The 22,658-nt window shown below is 40.0% G+C and carries 18 protein-coding genes; 8 read left to right on the top strand and 10 right to left on the bottom strand.

What is annotated here, in order from left to right; all coding sequences use genetic code 11:
• Window positions 1-182: 182 nt before the first annotated feature.
• The 6 genes from VYJ22_RS04760 to VYJ22_RS04735 form a co-directional block, all read right to left on the bottom strand.
• On the bottom strand, window positions 183-1,265 hold the full coding sequence (locus VYJ22_RS04760) for a S41 family peptidase (RefSeq protein WP_329905367.1): 1,083 nt from the start codon (window positions 1,263-1,265) through the stop codon (window positions 183-185).
• Window positions 1,265-2,206 carry a DUF3316 domain-containing protein gene (locus VYJ22_RS04755; RefSeq protein WP_329905365.1) on the bottom strand — a complete coding sequence of 314 codons (942 nt, stop codon included), beginning with the start codon at window positions 2,204-2,206 and terminating at the stop codon, window positions 1,265-1,267. Before VYJ22_RS04755 ends, VYJ22_RS04760 begins: the two co-directional genes overlap by 1 nt.
• Before the next feature lies 1 nt (window position 2,207).
• Complete coding sequence (locus VYJ22_RS04750; protein WP_329905363.1) at window positions 2,208-4,865, bottom strand: DNA gyrase/topoisomerase IV subunit A; 2,658 nt, start codon at window positions 4,863-4,865, stop codon at window positions 2,208-2,210.
• Between the two features lie 54 nt (window positions 4,866-4,919).
• A complete protein-coding gene (locus VYJ22_RS04745) occupies window positions 4,920-5,426 on the bottom strand; it encodes an isochorismatase family protein (protein ID WP_329905361.1) in 507 nt (168 codons plus the stop codon).
• 147 nt (window positions 5,427-5,573) lie between these two features.
• Window positions 5,574-6,767 (bottom strand): saccharopine dehydrogenase family protein, encoded by a 1,194-nt coding sequence (locus tag VYJ22_RS04740; RefSeq protein WP_329905359.1) that lies wholly within the window; start codon window positions 6,765-6,767, stop codon window positions 5,574-5,576.
• Between the two features lie 253 nt (window positions 6,768-7,020).
• Window positions 7,021-7,977, bottom strand: coding sequence for an alpha/beta fold hydrolase (locus VYJ22_RS04735; RefSeq protein WP_329905358.1), 957 nt, complete (start codon window positions 7,975-7,977; stop codon window positions 7,021-7,023).
• 891 nt (window positions 7,978-8,868) lie between these two features.
• On the opposite strand from VYJ22_RS04735, the gene VYJ22_RS04730 reads away from it, so the two are divergent.
• Both VYJ22_RS04730 and VYJ22_RS04725 read left to right on the top strand, forming a co-directional pair.
• Entirely contained in the window at window positions 8,869-9,327 is a 459-nt protein-coding gene (locus tag VYJ22_RS04730; protein WP_329905356.1) for a hypothetical protein, read from the top strand.
• Between the two features lie 789 nt (window positions 9,328-10,116).
• The gene (locus VYJ22_RS04725) at window positions 10,117-10,332 is read left to right on the top strand and encodes a hypothetical protein (RefSeq protein WP_329905355.1); all 216 of its coding nucleotides are present in this window, start codon (window positions 10,117-10,119) and stop codon (window positions 10,330-10,332) included.
• 964 nt (window positions 10,333-11,296) lie between these two features.
• Here VYJ22_RS04725 and cls read toward each other — a convergent pair.
• The 4 genes from cls to VYJ22_RS04705 form a co-directional block, all read right to left on the bottom strand.
• A complete protein-coding gene (gene cls / locus VYJ22_RS04720; protein WP_329905353.1) occupies window positions 11,297-12,748 on the bottom strand; it encodes a cardiolipin synthase in 1,452 nt (483 codons plus the stop codon).
• 162 nt (window positions 12,749-12,910) lie between these two features.
• Window positions 12,911-13,495 carry a ComF family protein gene (locus VYJ22_RS04715; RefSeq protein ID WP_329905352.1) on the bottom strand — a complete coding sequence of 195 codons (585 nt, stop codon included), beginning with the start codon at window positions 13,493-13,495 and terminating at the stop codon, window positions 12,911-12,913.
• A 131-nt stretch (window positions 13,496-13,626) separates the two neighbouring features.
• The gene (locus tag VYJ22_RS04710; RefSeq protein ID WP_329905351.1) at window positions 13,627-14,103 is read right to left on the bottom strand and encodes a regulatory protein RecX; all 477 of its coding nucleotides are present in this window, start codon (window positions 14,101-14,103) and stop codon (window positions 13,627-13,629) included.
• Window positions 14,100-14,993: a HemK/PrmC family methyltransferase gene (locus VYJ22_RS04705; protein ID WP_329905350.1), complete on the bottom strand. Its 894-nt coding sequence runs from the start codon at window positions 14,991-14,993 to the stop codon at window positions 14,100-14,102. Before VYJ22_RS04705 ends, VYJ22_RS04710 begins: the two co-directional genes overlap by 4 nt.
• A gap of 27 nt (window positions 14,994-15,020) precedes the next feature.
• On the opposite strand from VYJ22_RS04705, the gene ribD reads away from it, so the two are divergent.
• The 6 genes from ribD (at window position 15,021) to VYJ22_RS04675 (ending at window position 22,633) form a co-directional block, all read left to right on the top strand.
• Window positions 15,021-16,022 (top strand): bifunctional diaminohydroxyphosphoribosylaminopyrimidine deaminase/5-amino-6-(5-phosphoribosylamino)uracil reductase RibD, encoded by a 1,002-nt coding sequence (gene ribD / locus VYJ22_RS04700; protein WP_329905349.1) that lies wholly within the window; start codon window positions 15,021-15,023, stop codon window positions 16,020-16,022.
• A 573-nt stretch (window positions 16,023-16,595) separates the two neighbouring features.
• A complete protein-coding gene (locus VYJ22_RS04695; protein ID WP_329905348.1) occupies window positions 16,596-17,642 on the top strand; it encodes a DHH family phosphoesterase in 1,047 nt (348 codons plus the stop codon).
• 7 nt (window positions 17,643-17,649) lie between these two features.
• A complete protein-coding gene (locus VYJ22_RS04690; protein WP_329905346.1) occupies window positions 17,650-18,258 on the top strand; it encodes a DUF4827 family protein in 609 nt (202 codons plus the stop codon).
• Entirely contained in the window at window positions 18,255-19,658 is a 1,404-nt protein-coding gene (gene glmM, locus VYJ22_RS04685) for a phosphoglucosamine mutase (protein WP_329905345.1), read from the top strand. Before VYJ22_RS04690 ends, glmM begins: the two co-directional genes overlap by 4 nt.
• 15 nt (window positions 19,659-19,673) lie before the next feature.
• Window positions 19,674-21,104 carry a 23S rRNA (uracil(1939)-C(5))-methyltransferase RlmD gene (gene rlmD, locus VYJ22_RS04680; protein WP_329905344.1) on the top strand — a complete coding sequence of 477 codons (1,431 nt, stop codon included), beginning with the start codon at window positions 19,674-19,676 and terminating at the stop codon, window positions 21,102-21,104.
• A gap of 65 nt (window positions 21,105-21,169) precedes the next feature.
• Window positions 21,170-22,633, top strand: coding sequence for an MltF family protein (locus tag VYJ22_RS04675; RefSeq protein ID WP_329905343.1), 1,464 nt, complete (start codon window positions 21,170-21,172; stop codon window positions 22,631-22,633).
• The last annotated feature ends 25 nt before the right edge of the window (window positions 22,634-22,658 follow it).

Below are 22,658 nucleotides of genomic sequence, written 5' to 3'. Positions count from 1 at the left end.
AACGCATAAAGAATGACACACTCGTGCAATAAAGAAGAAGACCCGCAAAGAAGCAACATGCCGTGTAGCTTTTACTCTCATAAACGTCATTTCCCGACAAAAGACATCCGCCTTACAAGCAACTTAGCAAGCTTGTAAGGCGGATGTAAATGGATCAAAAATGAAGAAAGGATAGGTTTACGTCACTTATTCCAATGATGAGTCCTTCTGTACTCCTCATATTTTTTATTGATATAGGCTATAGCTTCCTCTATAAGCGTATCCTTACCGGTAGCAATATCGTGTGAGCGCAGTGATACGTAGTAGTGAGGTTCTATACCATTTTCGATACTTTTCATTTCACTATCAGTCACCTTACATGCCGAAAACCTGATAGCCCAGCCATTGGGTAATTCCGATGACAAAGGGAGTCCACCGCCACCTCCTGTTTTATCTCCCATGAGGGTGACAAAAGGCTGATTTTTCATCTTCAGCGCAAAGTCATTGGCCGAACTGTAAGATCCTCTATTGGTAAGCAAGATTACAGGCTTGAACCACTTTACTCCCGCCTTCAGCGTATCCAACTGTATTTTTGTGGGCTTGGAGAAGTCGTTGTGTCCGGGGCCCGTTTTGTGGGAAATGTATCCTACCAGCTGTTTCTTACTGAGGAAATGCTGTGCAAACCGATCTGAAGTAGAGAGATCACCGCCCCCATTTTCACGTATATCTATGATCAATGCTCTGCAAAAAGAAAGTCTACTCAGCATGGCATTGAGGTTGCTTGTGCTCAAAGGGGAGGCAAAAGAAGGAAATCTGATGTATCCGATACTATCTATAGCATGATTGTTATATTTGAGATAACGGTACTTAGCCCCACCTGCGATTTTATAATCACGCTCAAGGTATTTATCGATAATATTGACATCAAAATTCTTAGGATAATCAAGGTGCCAGTTCCAATATCGTCCGTAATTAAATGGTGTGATGATATTGACATGACCATCCCTGAGCTCATCAAGCAAGTCACACATCACGCTGAGCAACGAGTCATTGCCCATATTGGGGGATATCTTTTTGACGTGCTTATAGTACATGTCTCTCCATGTAGAATCTTTAGGAAGTTTTTCCTCAAAATAGCAATAACGCTCGTCAAGTATTTGCCATAACTTGTCATAGTTCTTTTGAGGCGAGGCATCGAAGTCCCCTTCCGTACTGCACGAGGGTAACACTACCCCTATGCAGACTGTAACGAACAAAGACAATATGGCAGAACTAAACTGTTTCATCAGAATAACCGATCAGAAATGTAATTCAACAAATTATTACGTCCGATAATAGGCAATATATCTGTAGAGACACCCAACATCAAGCAATGTGAATTAATCTTGGTTCGAATATTATTTATGTTGTTTGATAAACTATTCCACTGATAACCGATCACAATGGTTTTGTAATCAAAAACAGGAATCTCTACTTGGAAATTGAGTCTGTTTGACACAGTGTTACCTAAGTGCGTAAAATATATGCCGGATCTCTTATTATCAATCAAAAAATGTTCGTAGTAGCTTTCTCCAAATTCCTGTGAGAAAGCAGCCCCCATCAGATTTATCTTATTGGATAACCTGAACAATACCGGAAAAGAGGCACTATTGACACGATAGGTCAACATCACATGCGCATTAAGGTCATTGAAAGACTTCAACGTACCCGGATTATTCCCATTACGGCTATTATAAATACCGCCCAAACTACCTCTGACATTAGGCCCTATAAAAATATTGGCAGTAGAGCCTAGTCGTAATTTATAAAGGTACCCCAAATCCAGACCGGCCATGACATAATATGCGTCAGAGTTCTTGGCGGGATTTTGAGTTTTAGAGAAGTCTAATTCGAAGCTGGTACTACGTATCCAGTTTTTTACAGCTCTGGGCTCTTTATTGAGCATTTTGGCAAGCAAAGAATTGTTTACAATAAGATTTTTGTAAACCTCAGTCTGTAATTTGAGATGATAGCCCCCATAATTCATAGGAGAGAGGTAAGTATCCTTGACATAACTACCCCCTGCACCCAAAGCAGTGATGCGATGGATAGGCGACAGTGCTTTTGGGAAAAGCTCATGCTCCAGAGTACTGAGCTTAGCGCCAGAAGTTTGTGCCCACGACGATACAGGAGCTAATAAGATACATGCACATGCTATAAAAAATGAATAAAAGATTTTTTTTGTCATACTAATCAATTTCTAAATTGCTAAAAAGGTTTGGTTCATAATCGTCATCATCCACAGTACTTTCCTCTGAAGATTCAGCAGGCTGTACAAGATGATGATATTCAAGAGAAGGAGCTTCTTTGAGGGGTTCCAACTCTGTAATTTTCTCTATAATAAAATTGGTAATACGTTTGCCTTTGGCTCTGATGCTTTTGACACCGATAAACTCATCGGCATCTATCTCGATAGGTTTGCGGTGAGCGTCTTTTCCTCCCAATACGATTTCAAAACGGGGATAATAAATATCGGTAAGCAAGATTACTTTATTCTTGGAATCTTCTCCTCCAATATTTTCTTTTTTCTCATCCTCAATAGTGAATCTTTTGAGATATGTAAAACCATGCTGAGCATCTTCATAAATGGCGGTCCATACTTTGAGCGGATTATATTTCTCTATTTTATAAAGATTGCTCTCAAAGTGGTTGGTGTCGCTAAAATTAGTAAGGTAGCACTCTCCATTGTCCAATATAACAAGAATCTTGTCTTCTGCAAAAAATTCGCCCAACAATGTTCCCTGACCATTATAATTGAGTCGCATAATATCCTTGTCGAACCAGACTTCTCGTCCGCCCAATGTAGATGTTCCCTGTGCCCTCAGGACAATGCTGTTTACATCGCCTTTGGTCAGCAAATTTCCTCTTGCCGAGCGGTTCTTGATGGCTATTTCACTGAAGTCCTTCTCAAATTCATTGATCCTTTGTTTAGGCTTACGTTTTAACTTGATGCGTATGGTCTCTGCCTCACCGTTTGTATTAGCAGTGAAATACACTACTTTAGAGCCGGTACCCCCTTGTGTAACATCATAATCCTTGTCACGTGTAATGGAAGTAACGCTAAAACGTTTGATGTAATACGGGCCTCTCTTGCCATCCTTGTAAACTACATTGTAAATGGTGCGATCGTCACTTTTGAGAAACCTGCCTATATGAAGAATCTCCTCATTGCCGACAAACTTCTTCTCGTCTACTTTGGTGACGATATATTTACCGGAACGGAAGAAAATAATAATATCATCAATACTGGAGCAGTTGCAGACAAACTCATCGCCTTTGAGAGAAGTTCCGATAAAACCGCCTTCACGATTGACATAGAGCTTCTCGTCCAGCTCCGCCACTTTAGTAACCTCGATAGTATCGAAATTCATGAGTTGGGTCTTTCTGGGGAAAAGATCGCCGTAGCGCTCTTTGAGATACTCAAACCAATGTATAGTATACTCGGTGATGCGGCTGATATTCTTTTTGAGCTCTGCAATCTCGCCTTCGAGTTGCAGCATCATTGCTTCATGCTTAGGGATATTGAATCTTAATATCCGAGCCATACGTATTTCCAGCAGACGGCGTAAATCATCATACTCAACAGGTCTGATAAACTTATCCATCCATGGCGTGAGCCTTTTCTCAACATGCTTGAGTGCTGCTTCTTCATTTTTGGCTTCTTCAAATTCCTTATCCTTATAAATACGCTCTTCTATGAAAATGCGTTCCAAAGACGCTGCGAAATAGCTTTCTTCACGATCTTTGAGTCGTAGAGAAAGCTCCTGATGCAATAGCTCTTTGGTTCTTTCGGCACTAAATTCGAGCAGTTTGCTTACGGATAAGAAATGAGGTCTATCCTGATATATTACACAAGCGTTGGGAGAAATACTGATTTCGCAATCTGTAAAAGCGTAAAGAGCATCCAAGGTTTTGTCTGAAGAAACACCTGAAGGCAGATGTATCCTGATATCGGCGGATGCTGCCGTCATATCATCAATCTTCTTTATCCTTATCTTACCCTTGTCATTGGCTTTAATAATGGAATCGATAAGCGAAGCGGTAGTCTTACCGGCAGGCAACTCGGTAATGCTCAAGGTGCGATTGTCGAGTTTTACTATTTTGGCACGGCTCTTTACACTGCCTCCCCTTTCACCATCATTATATCTTGATACATCCAATAATCCGCCCGTAGGAAAATCAGGGTATAATTTATAGTTGTCTCCTCTGAGATAAGCACAACAAGCATCGGCAAGTTCCATGAAGTTATGGGGAAGTATCTTGGAAGAAAGCCCCACTGCAATACCTTCGGCTCCTTGCGCAAGCAATAAAGGATATTTCACAGGCAGAGCTACAGGCTCATCAGCACTCCCGTCATAAGATCTTTTCCAAGGAGTGATCTTGTCATTGAAAACAACTTCATTGGCAAAAGCAGAAAGTTTCGCCTCTATGTAACGGCCGGCGGCAGCATCGTCACCGGTAAGGATATTACCCCAGTTTCCTTGTGTGTCTATGAGGTAACCTTTTTGACCCAATTGCACCAAGGCATCATTGATAGATGCATCGCCATGCGGGTGAAAAGCCATAGTAGCACCAACGATCTTGGCTACTTTGGTAAGCCTCCCGTTATCGAGCGTGTGCATGGCATGCAATACTCTACGTTGTACAGGCTTTAGGCCATCCTCGATATGAGGCACAGCACGTTCCAAAATCACATAAGAAGCGTAGTCCAGAAACCATGTTTCGTACATCCCACTCAAGTGATGCATTTTGGACTCTGCCATTACTTCAGCTTCTGGGGAAGCATTCTCTGGTTGGGGCGATGATAATGAGTTGCTTTCTTCGGTTGGATAATCGTTCTCTGACATAGACAGGCATTTACTTGCGGTGCAAAGATAGTGCTTTTAGATGGATATTTTTTTTTAGGCTTTGGGATGGATATAGGGAATAAAATCTTCAAGCAATTCGAGTTTCTTGCCCAATCCATGCAAGGCTAGGTCTTCAACACTCTGCTTTACACAATAATCCCCGGCTATCCCCGCCACATAGATCTTTTCGGCAAGCGTAAAGCTTGCAGGTACATGGTTGGCAAAAGCACTATACTCTTCGACTTCCCTGCGTGTAGCTTTTTCTACATATTCTACCGGATAACCTTGAGCCATAAGATCACTCACGACCGATGTTATAACCGGATAAATAGCCGCACCTACCGAATAGCGCACACAGTGCGGAGGCCAAATACCGCCTTCTCTTTCGAAACTGCAATGATCGGCAGGATGCTGATCCATGGTTATCACAATGGATTGGTACAAATGGTGATTGGCTTTCATCCACACAGCCAGTTTGTCCATAGCCTGAGCCGCTCCCTCAACAGCGAGCGAACCGGATATAAAATCAATCTGAGGATCTACGATAAGGAGTACATTCATATTTTGACTATCAGTAATAAGAAACTCTATGAAACAGAATATAAATATATAAAAGAATAGGCAAGTAAGACACGAAAAATGTGTCAAACTTGCCTATAATCATGTATGAGAAATATTTATTTTCAAAAAAGACTTTGTGCAGTGGTGTTACAGTTCCAAATCAACGTTGGTCTGCTCATGCCAAGGTAATCCCTGCTTGCCCAATTCTTCAAGGAAAGGATCGGGGTTGAATTCCTCCACATTGAATACACCGGCCTTCTTCCAAAGTCCTTTCATAAACATCATAGCTCCCACAGTAGCGGGTACGCCGGTAGTATAGCTTACGCCCTGAGCCCCAGTCTCATTGTAAGCAGCCTGGTGACTACAATTGTTCCAGATATAATAAGTTTTCTCCTTACCATCCTTAATACCCTTGATACGACACCCGATAGATGTCTCACCGGTATAGTTCTCTCCCAGATTTCCAGGATCCGGCAACACTGCTTTGAGAAACTGTATGGGCACAATCTCTACACCATTATAGAGGATAGGATCGATACGTGTCATACCTATATTCTGCATTACTCGCAAGTGGGTGAGATATTCTTGTCCGAAGGTCATCCAAAAACGTGCACGTTTGATTGTCGGAAAATTCTTTACCAAAGACTCCAACTCCTCATGATACAAAAGATAAGATTCGCGTGAGCCTATATTGGGATAAGTAAGAGGCTGATGGATTTCCTGAGGTTCGGTCTCAACCCACTTGCCATTTTCGTAATATTTACCCTTTTGAGTAATCTCTCTGATATTGATCTCAGGATTGAAGTTAGTAGCAAAGGCTTTGTGGTGATCTCCACCGTTACAATCAACAATGTCAAGGTAGTGGATTTCATCAAAATGATGCTTTGCAGCGTAAGCGGTAAATACGCTGGTCACTCCCGGATCGAAACCGCAACCGAGAATAGCGGTAAGGCCTGCCTCACGGAATTTATCCTGATAAGCCCACTGCCAGCTATATTCGTATTTTGCTTCATCAAGCGGTTCATAGTTGGCTGTATCCAGATAATTTACACCGGCCTCAAGACAAGCATCCATAATCGTCAAATCTTGGTACGGCAAAGCTACATTGATTACCAAATCAGGGCGGAAGTCTTTCATCAAAGCTACCAATTCGGCCACATTATCAGCATCTACTTGTGCAGTTTTCACCTTGACGTTTTTGATTTCAGACGCAATCTTATCGCACTTACTTTTAGTGCGACTTGCCAGCATGATATCTGTAAAGACATCAGCGTTCTGAGCTACTTTCTTCGCAACAACGGTACCTACACCCCCGGCACCGATAATCAAAACTCTTCCCATAGTTTATAAATATATATTTGTTATTAAAAGTTATTCATCCTTGCTTCAACTTCTGCATACGCTATCTAACATCAGGAATTGCCCCCCTATAGTTCATAGCAATACACATATAGCCAAATTTACTATTTTACTACAAAGATAACATAACGCATCAATATACTGTTTACTCCCATCATCTTTAAGACGCTTTGTACAGTAATATATCTACCTTGATACGTAGATATAAACCTTATAAAAAAGCCGTAACTCACATTTATTTCAGATGTTCTATAATAACATTAGCAGTTTGTCGGCTATGAGACACCAATCCACCATGCCCCGCTCCGGGGATTACTTTAACTGAAATTTCGGGTACTCTGCTTTTCAATTCTTTCACGACATCAGGATAGACTTCGAGAGAATTACCTCCTGTAATTACTGTTATCTTCTCTTTATAAATATTCAGTTTTTCAGGATGTATATTGAGTCTTTCAGGATCATTAGACTGATCCAACCATGTACGATAATTTGCCGTCATGGTGCACCTGGCTCTTTCATCAAAAACCTTGTACCAACTCCCATCTCCAAAAGCTGCTTTTTCCACAAATTCCATAGTCCCTTTTTCTATATCGCCGTTTTGCAGCATCTTCTTTGCACTGGTCATTGCTTCTTTTACACGCTTAAGGGCGGGCATATAGTTTACATTATCTTTTAGCAACCCAAAAACAGGAGGTTCATATAAGACTACACTCCGCACCTTTTCAGGGTTTGAAATCGTAAGTTGGATAACAATATTCGCGCCATAAGAATGTCCTACAAAATGAGCTCGCTCTATATCTAAACTTTTCATAAGAGATAAAACATCATTTACATCCTGCGACACACTACCCTGTTTTATATCCGGGGTAGATGCGCTATGTCCACGACGATCATAAACAATAATAGGATTTTTGACATGTGAATAAACCTGCTCTATTACCGGAATCCAAGAATGATGGTCATCCCACGAGCCATGTACAAATACTATAGGAATACCCTCACCCTTGTGATAACGAACAGCCAAATCTGCATCGCCGATATTGATTAGCCTAAGAGGTGCATCTGATACAAATTGTATTTGCTGTTCTTTTTGTATGGACTGAGCCAAAGCAGGAAATGACGTAATAAAAGCAAAACTTACAATTACAAGGGATAATATCCACCTGTAATGCGATCGAAGTTGATTTTTCATTTTGGTTCTGTTTTTTATGAATTATTTGATACTATGAATGTCATGTCTTATCGTTATATGAAGAATTTATCCATTCTGAGCTATTATCATAGTTCTCTTGGGATTAATAAGGGTTATTAAGTCGCAAAAGGATATTTCGTTATAAATAAGCCATAATTATAATATCGTCATGATATAATATGACACACTTTGAAACCAAAAACATGAAAATAGGGGCACCTGCATAGTCCTTCTTCATAGAAAGTGTCTGATTGGTTATGATCTTTATCGAGAGTGCAAAAACAAACGGCTTATGAAATATAACTTAGACTTGTTTATTAACACCTTAACTGCATTTATAAAACAATATATAAGTTCTACCTGAACGAGATATTTATGTAAAGGAAAGAATATTTTTTCAATAGAGCAATGACATAAAATCATAAATTTGAACACCTGATATACACATCATAGGGTTCCAAAATTCTTTATTTTTCAAATAATCGCACATAGCCTAAATCCGTATCTATCGTACTCCACAAGAGATATATTTCATGGTGCATCAACATAATCTTATAAACGATAATTCCTCCCCCAAAGGCAATGCGGTACAAAAAATAAATATCTATTTTTGCACAGTTTTTCAATTTTAGAATACTTTTTTGTAAAAGGATTATACTCCACCGTTATCCTCAATTTGTACTTGTTCTCATCTTATTACTCTGGGGCACTATTAAACCTCTTCATTCTCAAGAGAACATACCGGAAGTAGAAGCCAATGGCAATGTTTTAGATATCGGGAGAAAAGGGAATACAAGTCTAAATTGGTTCTTACAGTACAATCACTGGCTCAACCCTCATGTGGGATTGTCTGTGGGAGCAACCTTCAATTATACTAAATTTAGTTTTAAAATGACCTCGCCGCATGATCCTAATATCGAGTATCGTATTGGAGACGAGAAAGACGAGGATATACAAGTCTTGATAGGTCTCAAATTATCTACTTCGGCAATGTATAAGATAGGAGCTGTTGCAGACTTCAATTTCAAGTTTTCGCCTATACCTCTTTACCACTTACATGTCGAAAAAATGACAAAACCACAACAACCCTATAATACGACTAATTTTAGGGAAATGAAAATAACCGACCATGGCAAAACGGTGTACACGGGGTTCAACCCTACACTGGAATGCAAGGTAAGTGTTTTTTACTTGATCAAAACCTTTGTGAGAGCAGGCATTTCAAACTATAATCCCTACAATGCATATTACCGCTCGTCAGTAGATGGCCTAAAGCTAAGAGATCATCTATCCCTGAAACCAGACAAAGCTAACATGATATTCACTTTGGGTATTGCAAAAATGATCTAAGGATAATGTTGAAGAAAAAGAGAGGGATTAGTCAGATCAATTGGTTTTTCTTATCTCAGCCTCTTGACAAAGGGGGGTAAGATGTTGTATCTTTGGTAAGGAAATTTACTCTCCATACAACAAAGACTAATCACAAAAGATGAAAAACGATATGCCTAATAACTATTACGATAACGTGCAAGTAGCACTCAGTTTCCAGGAATATCATAAAACGATTTGGCGGAACATTAGGTTACATATTGTCAAATCGAAATAAGGGAATCTAAATATCATTTTGTCAGATTATGAATAAGACACAAAAAGATATTGAGAATCATCCGTAGATAGACCCACAGGGGCTATTTACGGATTTTTTATTTTCAGGTTGTTATCTTTATTTTTCTAACTAGAGCAACTTATTTTCCTAACTAAGTTTTAATATTTTTGTAACTAAGAAGTCCCAAATACGTAACTAGGAAAATAATAAAACCTAACTAAGAAAATAGAATCACGTAGTTAGAAAAAAACGTCGAAGTAGGCAATCGCTTTTTCCAAGGGTATTAAGGATTAGCCTTGAATATCAAAAAGAAATAAACAACCACACAAAACAACCATTTAAAGAACAAAATCAGACAAATTCATCTCAAAAAGAAAGCATAAACAAACAATGAATTAAACTCCCAGAACACGATTAAAAACATCATTTTGAAACTAACCCCAACATATACAACTTACAACTTTACATCTTGCTAAACATATGTTTATTTTGATTACCGTCATTTTTTCTTTAAATATAGCCATCTGAAAATCATGAAGAAAGACACTAGCATAGTTGACTTATTGTGCATGATGCTTACATTAAATACCTCAAACAAGGATGAAAAGGTTGACCTGGCAACGACGCAAAGAATAAACGGCTTGTCCCGATTGTGGAAGGCTGTCAAAAACAACTTCGTATATTATGACCAATTACAGTTTGATTGGGATAGTCTCTATACGGCCATGATACCTCAAATACGAGGCTAAAGACAATTATAAGTATATCAGATTATTGGAACGCACAGTGGCATCTGTAAAGGATGGTTATATGTGTATTTTTGACAACATAAGCCTTCCTCATAATCAACGTATAATCCCGGCTTCTTTTACAACAAAATTTTTTGATGGTAAGGTATATGTATTTTGATTTTATAAAAAAGGCAGTAAAAGGCACACAAGTAACAGTAACCTACGGGATAGATGTAATAGAATACGGGACTCGTATTTTAGGTCAACATGTGCCCTCATCTACCCCCACAATAGTTGTGTTACAAAGCATTCAACAATTATGAGCTGACGAAAAGTAAGATGATAAGAAGATGGTTATAAAATTTTTCAATGGGAAAAGACATTACGAGCTGATCATCTCCAATAAATTAATAGACTGGGATATACAGGAAAAGGAACACAAAATAGAGCGTCGAAAGAAGAGCGGTATACAACACCTATGACCTATAGGTCTAATAGGGAGTATTACAGGAGGCAGTAGCGGCAATGGTATCGTAATACCTCTCATAAAAGATATCCTAATGATAAACATTTGCACCAAGAAGGATATAGCTCCTTCAGGAATTTCTTTTATGGGAGTCGGCATACAACCGGACAATTAAGGTAAAAGACACAAAACAGAATTCCCTGAGGGGAAAAGACCCAGTATTAGAAAAAACTTGAAATTTACTTAATAGAGACTGTTGCAAAAGTCAACAGTCTCGTGGATTTTGGAGGCAAAGCCAACAAAAGACACTTTGACCGGGCAGAGAAGGTAAAGTGCAAGGCGCTAAGAGTGAGTGCACAGGGAGTTTACTTCAGGTAAATGACCAAGCGCGAATCTCGCAAGCAACGAAGCAATTGGCCTGCTATGCAACGGTCTCTAATATGGAACTTTAAATATCTAAACACAATAAGATGAGCAAACAAGTCTCTTGAGTAAATCAGAGTAAAGCATAGGCAATCAAAGGAGAGGCGAGAATATTCGGCCTAATGATTCTTTGGCTCGATGGATCCAACAACGCCCCAGCCATTCTTCCTGAGAAAGGGTATGACAATGTGAGAGATCTTGCAAAAAAACTTCTTCCATGCGACGCGTAAACTCTTTGTCATATACAATGGCATTGAACTCAAAGTTATGTTCAAGGCTCCTGAAATCCATATTGGCCGATCCGATAGAAGAAATTTCACCATCGACCATTAGTAATTTGGAATGCAGAAAGCCTGCCTCATACAGATTGATCTTTACTCCGGCTGTAAGAAGCCTTGCGAAATAAGAATTGGACGCGACCTGAGCCACCGGTGTGTCACTATTTTTGGGAATAATGAGTTGCACATCCACACCTGCAAGAGCTGCTGTGATAATTGCATTATTCAAGCTTTCTGTAGGCAGGAAGTAAGGTGTTTCGATATATATACGTTTTTTGGCTCGAGCTATGGCATTGGTTATCACTTGTGCGATAGAGCGCCACTCTGCCACGGGGCCTCCGGGAATAAATTGCATCTTTATAGTATTAGTTTCCTCTATGGGGAGTTGCCATTTCTCAGGATATGATTTGTCTACACTCACTACCTTACGAGATACTACATACCAGTCGATAAGAAAAGTCGTTTGCATAGCAGCTATGGCAGGACCTGAGATACGAAAATGAGAATCTCTCCATACTCCCATTTTATTTCCGGAGATATATCTTTGGGCAATGTTCATGCCTCCCACATAACCTATAATGCCATCGATAACAATGATTTTTCTGTGATTACGATAATTGACGGAACTTGTAAAGAAAGGAAACGCCACCGGCATAAAGGGATATACCTGAATGCCGTTTTTCTTGAGATAACGCCAATAATTATTGGGAACATGCCAAGAGCCTACATGGTCAAAGATAATACGTACCCTAACGCCTTCTTGTACTTTACGAATAAGGACATCACTAAGACGTTTGGTGAGCTCATCATCTTCAAAGATATAAGATTCGATATGGATATGACTGTGGGCATTTTCAATATCTTTGAACAAATCAGTAAACATCTCCGTACCCCATGAGTATATCCTTATATTATCAGCAAGCAATACGGGGAATTCGCTATTGTATTTGATCAGGTCAATTAGTTTTTGCCAATAACTGCTCACACTCTCGACCTTGTTTAGTTTTGGAATCTCTACGGTAGATGCTATTTGAGGCTTGATCATAAGCCTGCGATATACCCTTTTATTGATAATATGATTGCGTCTCTGATCCTGTCCGAAAAGCAAATAAATAATGAGTCCGAGAAAAGGTACAAAACCTATAACCAGAACCCATGCAGAGGCTTTGAGCGGATTCCTGTTTTCGCTCAAAACGACCCCTATGAGTCCTAATACAGTGATAACATATAATGCCAAAAACCACGGCGATAAGCTACTGAAAAACATAATATCCTATCAATCAACTTTGACAAAAAATGAATAAAATGGTAATAATAGACGTTTACAATGAGCTAAAATAAGGAATAAATATCAGCTAAATAAATAATTATATATGAAAAATCATTATAGGGCAAGATAATTGCGATTTGAGAGTAACGCCATAGCCCCTCAATAATAAAGATTGGAGGTAACTGCAACAACTGCTATATCCATGGATTGGGGGCCGTATATTTCTATACTATCGCACAAAGAAAGCATGGTGGCACCGGTGGTGAGTACATCATCTACAAGTAATAGTTTCTTATCTTGGAGCATACCGCAAGCTTTTCCCGGGAGAAAAGCATTCTTTACATTGGAAACACGTTGTTCTCTTGACTTAAATGTTTGGGAGTGACTGAATCGTTTACGTCTGAATGCTTTGTCATATATAGGAGTATTTAGGATAGAAGCAATACCTTGAGCTATGACAAACGATTGATTGTATCCTCTTTGGTTATACCTCTCCGGAGCAATAGGTACAGGGATAATCGCATCATATGTAATGCTTCTCTCAAGAATAATACGCCCCAACATACGCCCGACGTCATATCCCCATTCTAAATTATGCCCGTATTTGAGAGAATGCACCATGCGCTGCACGTCATTCTCTTTTTTGAAAGTGTATAAAGCATATAAATTATTTACAAAAGGAGATCCGACAAGACGCTCCAACCCTTTTTCCATGGGCTCAATATACTCCTCAAGTTTGAGCATACACAAAATGCATATCCCGGAAATACTGGCAGGAAGTTTGTGCCCGCATACAGGGCAATAGCGTGGATATATAAGGTCTAAAAATGCCTTGAAACAAAGTTTGGCTGTATGATTTAAGGTCGGCAGGTGTTTCATTCTTCAAAATCAGTATGAAGGAGTTTTTCTATTTCCCTTTTGATCTCTTCGTATTGATAACCTCTGTAAATTGCAAACTGCATGAGCTTACGATACCTTTTGTATGGGTCATCATCCTTGATCGAAAGATTTTTCTTAGACAAAAGATCTGGAAGCTTGCTATTTATATCATTTTCCTCTGATAAAACACCCCAAGCGTAAGAAATCTTGTCATCACTGATTCCTTTGCGTCGGAGCTCGCTTTTAATGCGTATTTTCCCCCAGCCGTTGAACAAATGCTTATCCCGGGTGAAAGCGCAGGCATAACGCTCTTCGTCAACAAATTTTTCATCCATCAACCGATCAATGATCCTACCTTTTACCTCTTCGTCAACACCTAGTTTGTCCAGCTTGGCTTTAACCTCAGATAAGCAACGTTCACCTTGCGAACAATAGGAGGCTGTCAGGTATAAGGCTCTACTTTCATCTATCATGACAACTCCGATTTGATGTGGATAAAGCGATCCTTACGGGATAAATCCTTAATAAGACTAAAAGTATGGCTCTCTCCGATGATATCTTTCATTGCTTGTAAAGTATCTTCAGCAAGAAGAGCGTTAATCTCTACCCACACCTCGCCTGCCGGAGCAAGAAATCCCGCCGGGATCAAACCAGCAATGCCTTTGTAAAAAACAAGAGGATCATCTTGCGGAGCAAATAAAGCGATATGAGGTTCATGCTCCAAGACATGACTCTCCATGATATTACTCTCTGAAGGCATAATATAAGGAGGATTGCTCACAATAAGATTAAAGGGAAGCATAGCAGAGAATTTTTGAGGAAAATCGAACAAACTACCTTCCAGAACTTCTGGTGCCGTTACAGCAAAATCAGATGCGACCTTATCGAAATTGTGTCGAGCTACCGAGATCGCTTCAGGAGATATCTCAAGTCCATAGACCTTTTCAGGAGATGTTAATTCTTTTGCCAAAGCACAAGCAATGCATCCGCTTCCTGTGCCAATATCCAAAATACGCAAATTGGACTTATAATCTGTTTGACTGATCAGGTAAACCATCTCTTCCGTTTCGGGACGGGGTATAAGGACTCCCGGTGCAACGTCCAACTCCATACCCATAAAGAATATCTTACCGGTAATATATTGTAACGGCTCTCCGTCAAGAAGCCTTTGCATATAATTTCTAAACAAATTCTCCTCTGCTACAGCTAAAATAGTATCTTTGTCAAGAAGCAGTAGCTGTGTAGGTGTAAGGTGCAGTACTTCCTGAAGCACTGCCCTCTCCATAGCTCTAGCCTCCTGCTCAGGATATAGTTGAGCTAAAGAAGGAAAATATTCCGAATGAAGTTGGTTGATTGTTTTCATACAAGACAAAAATAATCAAAAATAAAGATGAATCTTGACGAAATATATATGAGAAGATGTATTGAGTTGGCGCGATTGGCCGAAGGCAATACTTCTCCCAACCCTATGGTTGGATCTGTAATTGTACACAACAACTGTATAATAGGTGAAGGATATCATCACAAAGCCGGAGAACCTCATGCCGAAGTCATGGCTATAAGGTCGGTAAAAGACGAATCCCTTTTGCCCGAATCCACTCTTTACGTCAATCTAGAGCCTTGCTCTCATTACGGCAAAACACCTCCATGCTCAGAACTTATCATCAATAAGAAAATAAAGAGGGTTGTGATAGCTATGACAGACCCTTTTCCCCAAGTATCAGGCAAAGGAATCAAAATGCTCAGAGAAGCCGGCGTGGAGGTTGTATGCGGAATATTAGAGCATGAAGCAGCTATTCTGAATAAGACTTTCCTGACTTATCAAATAAAAAAGCGTCCGTTTATCACACTCAAGTGGGCAGAAAGCCTGGACGGATTTATCGATAGATTGAGGGACAACAGAGATATTCCTGCTTTCCGCTTTAGTTCAGGTGCTCGACAGAGGGAGGTACACAGACTACGATATATCAATGACGCTATACTTGTGGGACAGAGAACAGCTTATCTCGACAATCCTGAATTGACCGATAGATATTGGAATCAGAATAAACAACCGCTGAGAATAGTAATAGATCGGGAAAACGAGCTCGACAGAGACCTCAAACTCTTTGATGACAGTACCAAAACATGGATAGTGACAGAAGAAAAGAATTTGATTAAAAACGAAAAGTTTGATCGTACATATTTCAAACCCATTATATTCTCGCCTAATATTGCAGAAGAGGTTACAGACCTTTTGTATAGGGAAGGCATACAATCTATTCTAGTCGAAGGCGGAGCTTATATACTCCAACAATTTCTAGATAAACAGATGTATGATGAACTTATTATTGAGAAAAGCCCTATTTTGTTAGGTAAAGGCGTCACAGCCCCTAAGATCAAAAACACATAATTTACTAATTAGTGTGAAAATAACAGCAGTTAATAAAATCAAAGCCACGATTTAGGCTCAATTAAATAAAAATAAATCTCAAAACTGCGAGTATTACTTATTTTTTATTTAAAAATAATCGCTAAAACAAAATAATAAATTGACAGCAAAGGGATAGCAAACGGCCACTATTAAGCAATAGATATGGCAAAATAAAGTAAATATGTAAAGCAAACAGGGCTAAAAACCATCATTTTCAAGACAATTTGCTCAATAGACATACTTAAAACCTGCTATAAAACATATTAAAATCTTTGGTATTATAGTTTTTTACCCTCATCTTTGTAACACAAACCTAATCAATCTTTTTCTCCTTGAAAACTGATACCAAATGAAAGCAACAAAAAGACCGCCCAAAAGGATCGGTCTTTTTGTTTTTATGTACATTACCCTTCTCACACAACCGTACATAGCACTGATAAAGATCCAACAATAAACTTATAAAATGAACTCTATGAATTATTGTATATAAAATAATTGTGCAAGTTCGTTATCTTTGTAGATTAAAATATAGCAGGATGTGTTAATTATAATATGGATAAAATATACTTTAAACCGGAAGATTTAAATCATTTCAGAGACTTAGTACACAATGCCAAGTCAATAACTCTACTAACACATACCTCGCCCGACGGTGACACATTGGGGTGTTGCTTGGGATTGTATGGAGTACTTGGAAAGATGGCTCTCAAACAAGAGATAAATATTATATCTCCTGATGAACTACCCGCCTATCTCATGTGGATGAAGGATTGTGATAAGGTAATAGTACACACACAGAATCCTGAACGAAGCTTAGCGGTGATACAAAAATCGGATCTGATAATCTGCATTGATTTCAATGGAATACGCCGAGTAAGATATGAAGATCTCACAGAGGCAATCAATATAAATAAACATCCGCGGGTAATGATAGACCATCATCCTGAGCCGGAAAACCAATTTAGTATTCAATTTAGTTATCCCGAGCTATCCTCTACCTGCGAACTTTTATACCACATACTAGACGCTATGAATTGGCAAAAGTTTGTGACCGTAGATGCTGCTAATGCGATATTATGCGGAATAATCACAGATACAGGCTGTTTCAATTACAGCTCCGAGTCTTACCATACTTTCAATGTCGTAGCGGAATTAATAGCAGGAGGTGCACAAAAAAGCTTTGTGATTGATAAGTTGTATCATCACAATCCTGAGTTACGACTAAGACTTCAAGGCTACATACTGTATAGGAAACTGGATATACTCAAAGAGTATCAAACTGCCATCATCACCCTGAAGCAGGAAGAGCTGAAAGAGTTTGGAGCAACTAAAGACGATACAGAAGGCTTTGTAAATATGCCTCTCGAAATCGATGATATAAACTGCTCTTGTTTTGTACGTGAGGATCCTGATCAAATCAAGATTTCTTTACGATCTACAGGAGACTTTCCGGTGAATGAGATAGCCAAAAGAGCTTTTGGAGGAGGGGGCCATAAGAATGCTGCCGGGGCAGAATATAACGGCACTTTAGAAGAAGCGAAAAATATTCTCATAGAAAAATTAGTTGAAATAAGAGAAGAGTATAATCAATCTAAATAGAAAACAGATGAATCGAAGCAAAATTATTGCGGTAATATCGGTTGTAATAAGTGTGATCCTTTTGGCATCTTGCGACAAAAATCACCAAAAATCCATTACCGAAATGAAAAAAGACCAAGAGAAGTACATCAAAGAATTCAGAGCTTCCCATGGTATTTCAGTCAAGGAACTCAGCAAAGAAGAGCTACCGTCTACCATCGACGAGAAAGTTTTCTATAAATTCCCCAACGGGCTTTACATGCGAGTGCTTGACAGAGGCACGGAAAAACCCGAAAAGGACAAAACACACGTATTTGTCAAGCTCAAAGGATTTACTTTTGAAACAGACACTTTGGATAGATTCAATAATCTGAATGATCCGTCGTATCAACCCATCGAGTTTATATACACCTATTATTATGACAGAGGTGATTTCCATTACAGACAAGTAAAACTTGATGCTCCTCGTGCCAATCTGGACGCCATACTATGTGAAGGAATCGCATTTCCTATGAGTCTTTTGGGCAATGGTGCCAGGGTGCAACTCATCATTCCTTTCCAGATAGGGCCCAATGCGACCTATAATAAAGGTTATCCCTACTTTATCGAAGAAGCAGAATACAACTTTCACAAATGACACTTATAAAATCTATCTCAGGCATTAGAGGTACTATCGGAGGAGCTGTTCAGGATGGCCTGAATCCTATCAGTACAGCACAGTTCACAGCAGCTTACGCACAGTTTATCAAAAAAAGCTCAGGAAAAACTTGCCCCACTATTGTTGTGGGACGAGATGCCAGACCATCAGGACCTATGATCAAGCAGATCGTTATAGGCACCCTTACAGGTATGGGCTGTAATGTTATAGATATTGATATGGCTACCACTCCTACTACAGAGATGGCTGTAACAGGCAAAAAGGCTGATGGGGGTATCATCCTTACGGCAAGCCACAATCCTGAGCAGTGGAACGCCCTTAAGCTTCTCAACAGCAAAGGTGAGTTTTTGAATGATGCAGAGGGGAAAGAAATCCTTAGGCTTGCCGAGTCTGACGAACTGGAATTTGCAGAAGTGCAAAATTTGGGCTCAATACTTGAATCAGGAAGCTATCTCCAAGAACATATCGAAGCCGTACTTCAGGCCAAAGGTGTAGATGCAAAAGCTATAGAAGCAGCTGATTTCAGTGTAGCATTCGACAGCGTAAATTCGGTAGGCGGTATAGCTCTTCCGGAGTTACTCAAAGCATTAGGTGTAAAAAAAATATATCCTCTCAACGAAGAGCCCCACGGTCACTTTGCACACAATCCTGAACCACTACCCAAGCATTTGGTAGATATTTGCAATCTGGTCAAGGGTAAAAAGGCTGATGTAGCTTTCGTTGTCGATCCTGATGTAGACCGATTGGCAATTATTGATGAAAAAGGCGAATGTTTTGGTGAGGAATATACTTTGGTAGCCATTGCTGACTATCTTTTGCCCATCAATGGGGGGGGTAATACGGTTTCTAATCTGAGTTCTACAAGAGCTTTACGTGATGTCACGGAAAAGCATGGCGGCACTTACACCGCAGCAGCAGTGGGCGAAGTAAATGTAGTCACAAAGATGAAAGAGACACATGCTTTTATCGGAGGCGAAGGTAATGGCGGAGTTATTTTCCCCGAACTTCATTATGGACGTGATGCTCTCGTGGGTATCGGGCTTTTCCTTTCCTTATTGGCAAAAGAAAAGAAAACTGTGAGCGAATTGAAAGCTCAATATCCTGCATATTTCATGTCGAAACAAAGACTAGACCTACCTGCACATGTAAACTCGCTGGAGGTTTTGGAAAAGTTTGCAACAGAGATGAAACATGAGGGCAAAGGTACAATCAGTCTCATTGATGGCGTCAAAATCGACTTCCTCACAGAATGGGTACATATCAGGAGGAGTAATACCGAGCCTATTATACGCATTTACACGGAAGCTCCTACGCAGCAACAAGCCGATGCTTTGGCTGACAAATTCTTAGATACACTTAGAGGTTATATCGCTCAATAAATTAGATCACAAAATTTGGCACGCAGTAAGAAACCCCTACCTAAACTGGAGGGAATAGAGATTACAGATTTGGCTGCCGAAGGAAAGGCACTTGCCCGTATCGACGGACAAGTGCTCTTTGTTCCTTACGCCGCACCCGGAGATATCTGTAATATTCAGGTCACAAAGAAGAAGAAAAACTTTCTGGAAGGCAGGGTCATTGATATCCTGAAACCATCGGACAAAAGAGTTGAACCTATTTGTCCGCATTTCGGCACCTGTGGTGGATGTAAGTGGCAGCACCTACCCTACACCCTACAACTCGAAGCAAAAAATCAAGTTGCTCACGATGCGTTGGACAGAATCGGCAAGATTGACGTGCAGGAATATCTACCAATTCTGGGCTCAAAAGAGACAGAGCGCTACAGAAATAAACTGGAATTTACTTTTAGCAATAAACGCTGGCTCACAACGCATGAGATCAGCGTTATGGAAGAGAATGCGCCTGTGCAAGCTCGTTACGGACTTGGGTTTCATATTCCCGGTATGTTCGACAAAGTTCTGGATATCAAACATTGCTATTTGGGGAGTGACATCAGTGATGAGATAAGGCTTTTCATCAGAGAATACTCTATCGCCCAACCTGAAAAATACCCGTTTTTCGACCTGAAAGATCAAGAAGGTCTTATGCGCACACTTATGATCCGCACTACCTCTACCGAACAAATCATGGTAGTTGTGGTTTTATATCGTAAAGACGATGATGCTATCTCCGAATTACTTAATGCTGTTAAAGAGCAATTTCCACAGATTACATCATTATTGTATGTTATCAATGAGAAGTGTAATGACACCATTGGAGATCAAGATATTTTCTGTTACAGCGGAAAGCCTTTTATAGAAGAAGAGATGGAAGGGCTCAAATTTCGCATAGGCCCTAAGTCATTCTATCAGACGAATAGTACGCAGGCTTATGAGTTATACAAAGTAGCCAGAGATTTTGCTGGTCTTACCGGTAACGATCTTGTGTATGATCTCTATACCGGTACAGGTACTATAGCCAATTTTGTAGCTCGTGATGCCCGTAAAGTAGTAGGGATCGAATATGTACCCGAAGCTATCGAAGATGCTAAGATAAATAGTGCTATCAATGGCATAGATAATACGCTGTTTTATGCCGGAGATATGAAAGATCTACTTACGGATGATTTTATCGATGAGCATGGCAGACCGGATGTCATTATCACAGATCCTCCCCGTGCCGGCATGCATGAGGATGTGGTGAAAACAATACTCCGAGCAGCACCGCGTAGAATAGTATATGTAAGTTGCAACCCTGCTACGCAAGCCAGAGATCTGGCTCTGCTCACAGAAGACAACAAATATTATGTCAGATATTCACAGGCGGTGGATATGTTCCCACATACCCACCATATTGAGAATGTAACGCTCCTCGAAGAAGCCTAAAGGCCTCATACGTTCCCTTTCATTGTTTTGCGGCAAAAGCTTATTATGGATAAAAGATATCGATTATGAAGAAAGAACATGGCAACACCACCACTTTCCAAGACATTCTGCTTATCGGCAGTTTGGCTTTGCTTTGCGCGCTTATAACTCTTCTATCCAAACCGGCAAAATCCAGCATAGATTATACTCAAAATGTAGCCCCGAAAGAAGAAGGCACTCCCTTGCCGGATACCTTGAATATTATTACTTTGTCCGGATCCACTACTTACTTTACCATACAGGAAGAAGAGATGGGTTACGAATATGAGTTAGCAAAGCTTTTTGCCGAGTCACATCAGCTACCTTTCAAAGTTACGATTGCGCCCAATATCGAAGATCTTCTGAAAGCCGTGGCCAATGGAGATGCAGATATCTGCATTACTCCCCAGCCCATAACTCAAAGTGGCAAAACAAGATTTCTCTTTGCCGGTCCGGAGTCACAGTCGGGATTGGTATTGGTTCAAGCGAGTAACAGGAAAGACAAAAAAATATCCAATGTGACAGAGCTTTTGGGAAAGAAAATCACCGTACCAGCAGGTTCGCGATATGCCGAGAGGATAAAACATCTATCCGAGCAGCTTGGCGGAGAGATCAATATTGCTGAAGCTCCAGGGGATACAATAAATACGGAAGAATTGATGAACGAAGTGTCTTTGGGCAATATTGATTATACTCTTGCAGACGAAGAGACAGCAAAGCTCATTAAGACCTATTACAACAATTTGGATATTAGTATTGAGGTTGGTTTCAAGCAACGTTTACGTTGGGTGGTCAATAAAGGGAGTGACAAACTTGCCGAGTTACTGGACAAATGGGCTGAAAATCTATCTTTGGATAAGGATTACAAAATGATCTACAAAAAGTATTTCGAACTCAATAAGTCCAACGGTAATATATCCGGCAGTAAGGCTACGATAGATCATAAGAGGGAAAAAATCATACTCCTTTCCAATGGTGCCATTTCACCGTTTGACAATCTATTCAAAAGCGAGTCCAAACGTCTCGGATGGCCATGGCAAATACTTGCCTCTATAGCTTACCATGAGTCAAGGTTTACCTCAGATATTATAGGATGGTCGGGTGCAAGAGGGCTCATGGGTATTATGCCCAATACAGGACGTAGGTTTGGCGTAACCAAAGATCAACTCCTCGATCCTCGTATTTCCATCAAAATCTCTGTAGACTGTCTTTTGGCATTCGGGAAAAGCTTCAGAGAGATCGATGATTCCATACAACGTATCAAACTTACCTTAGCCTCATACAATGCAGGGCTTGCCCATATTCAAGATGCCCAGCGTCTTGCCAAGAAATACGGGCACAACCCTACTGTTTGGGACAATAATGTAGAAATATGTCTCAAGCTCAAAAGCGATCCCAAATATTATAATGACCCCGTGTGCAAATACGGCTACCTCCGAGGAAAAGAAACGATTGGCTACGTTACCAACGTAGTGGGACGTGCCGATAATTATATGGCCAAAACACGATAACATGCCTTTGCAACTCAACAATCCC

Origin of the sequence: Porphyromonas pogonae (assembly GCF_036320655.1) — a bacterium.
GTDB classification, from domain to species: domain Bacteria; phylum Bacteroidota; class Bacteroidia; order Bacteroidales; family Porphyromonadaceae; genus Porphyromonas; species Porphyromonas pogonae.
Note: the sequence above shows the minus strand (reverse complement) of the source record. Positions and strands in the feature narration are given on the sequence as shown.

Bases quoted from the DNA above. Each gene is read 5' to 3' on its own strand.
- VYJ22_RS04710 (WP_329905351.1), bottom strand. From the start codon at position 14,103: ATGATAGATGAAAGTAGAGCCTTATACCTGACAGCCTCCTATTGTTCG.
- VYJ22_RS04730 (WP_329905356.1), top strand. From the start codon at position 8,869: ATGACCTCGCCGCATGATCCTAATATCGAGTATCGTATTGGAGACGAG.
- VYJ22_RS04725 (WP_329905355.1), top strand. From the start codon at position 10,117: ATGAAGAAAGACACTAGCATAGTTGACTTATTGTGCATGATGCTTACA.
- VYJ22_RS04750 (WP_329905363.1), bottom strand. From the start codon at position 4,865: ATGTCAGAGAACGATTATCCAACCGAAGAAAGCAACTCATTATCATCG.
- ribD (WP_329905349.1), top strand. From the start codon at position 15,021: ATGAATCTTGACGAAATATATATGAGAAGATGTATTGAGTTGGCGCGA.
- VYJ22_RS04740 (WP_329905359.1), bottom strand. From the start codon at position 6,767: ATGGGAAGAGTTTTGATTATCGGTGCCGGGGGTGTAGGTACCGTTGTT.
- VYJ22_RS04695 (WP_329905348.1), top strand. From the start codon at position 16,596: ATGGATAAAATATACTTTAAACCGGAAGATTTAAATCATTTCAGAGAC.
- VYJ22_RS04760 (WP_329905367.1), bottom strand. From the start codon at position 1,265: ATGAAACAGTTTAGTTCTGCCATATTGTCTTTGTTCGTTACAGTCTGC.
- VYJ22_RS04690 (WP_329905346.1), top strand. From the start codon at position 17,650: ATGAATCGAAGCAAAATTATTGCGGTAATATCGGTTGTAATAAGTGTG.
- glmM (WP_329905345.1), top strand. From the start codon at position 18,255: ATGACACTTATAAAATCTATCTCAGGCATTAGAGGTACTATCGGAGGA.
- VYJ22_RS04755 (WP_329905365.1), bottom strand. From the start codon at position 2,206: ATGACAAAAAAAATCTTTTATTCATTTTTTATAGCATGTGCATGTATC.
- VYJ22_RS04735 (WP_329905358.1), bottom strand. From the start codon at position 7,977: ATGAAAAATCAACTTCGATCGCATTACAGGTGGATATTATCCCTTGTA.
- VYJ22_RS04675 (WP_329905343.1), top strand. From the start codon at position 21,170: ATGAAGAAAGAACATGGCAACACCACCACTTTCCAAGACATTCTGCTT.
- cls (WP_329905353.1), bottom strand. From the start codon at position 12,748: ATGTTTTTCAGTAGCTTATCGCCGTGGTTTTTGGCATTATATGTTATC.
- VYJ22_RS04745 (WP_329905361.1), bottom strand. From the start codon at position 5,426: ATGAATGTACTCCTTATCGTAGATCCTCAGATTGATTTTATATCCGGT.
- VYJ22_RS04715 (WP_329905352.1), bottom strand. From the start codon at position 13,495: ATGCTCAAACTTGAGGAGTATATTGAGCCCATGGAAAAAGGGTTGGAG.
- VYJ22_RS04705 (WP_329905350.1), bottom strand. From the start codon at position 14,993: ATGAAAACAATCAACCAACTTCATTCGGAATATTTTCCTTCTTTAGCT.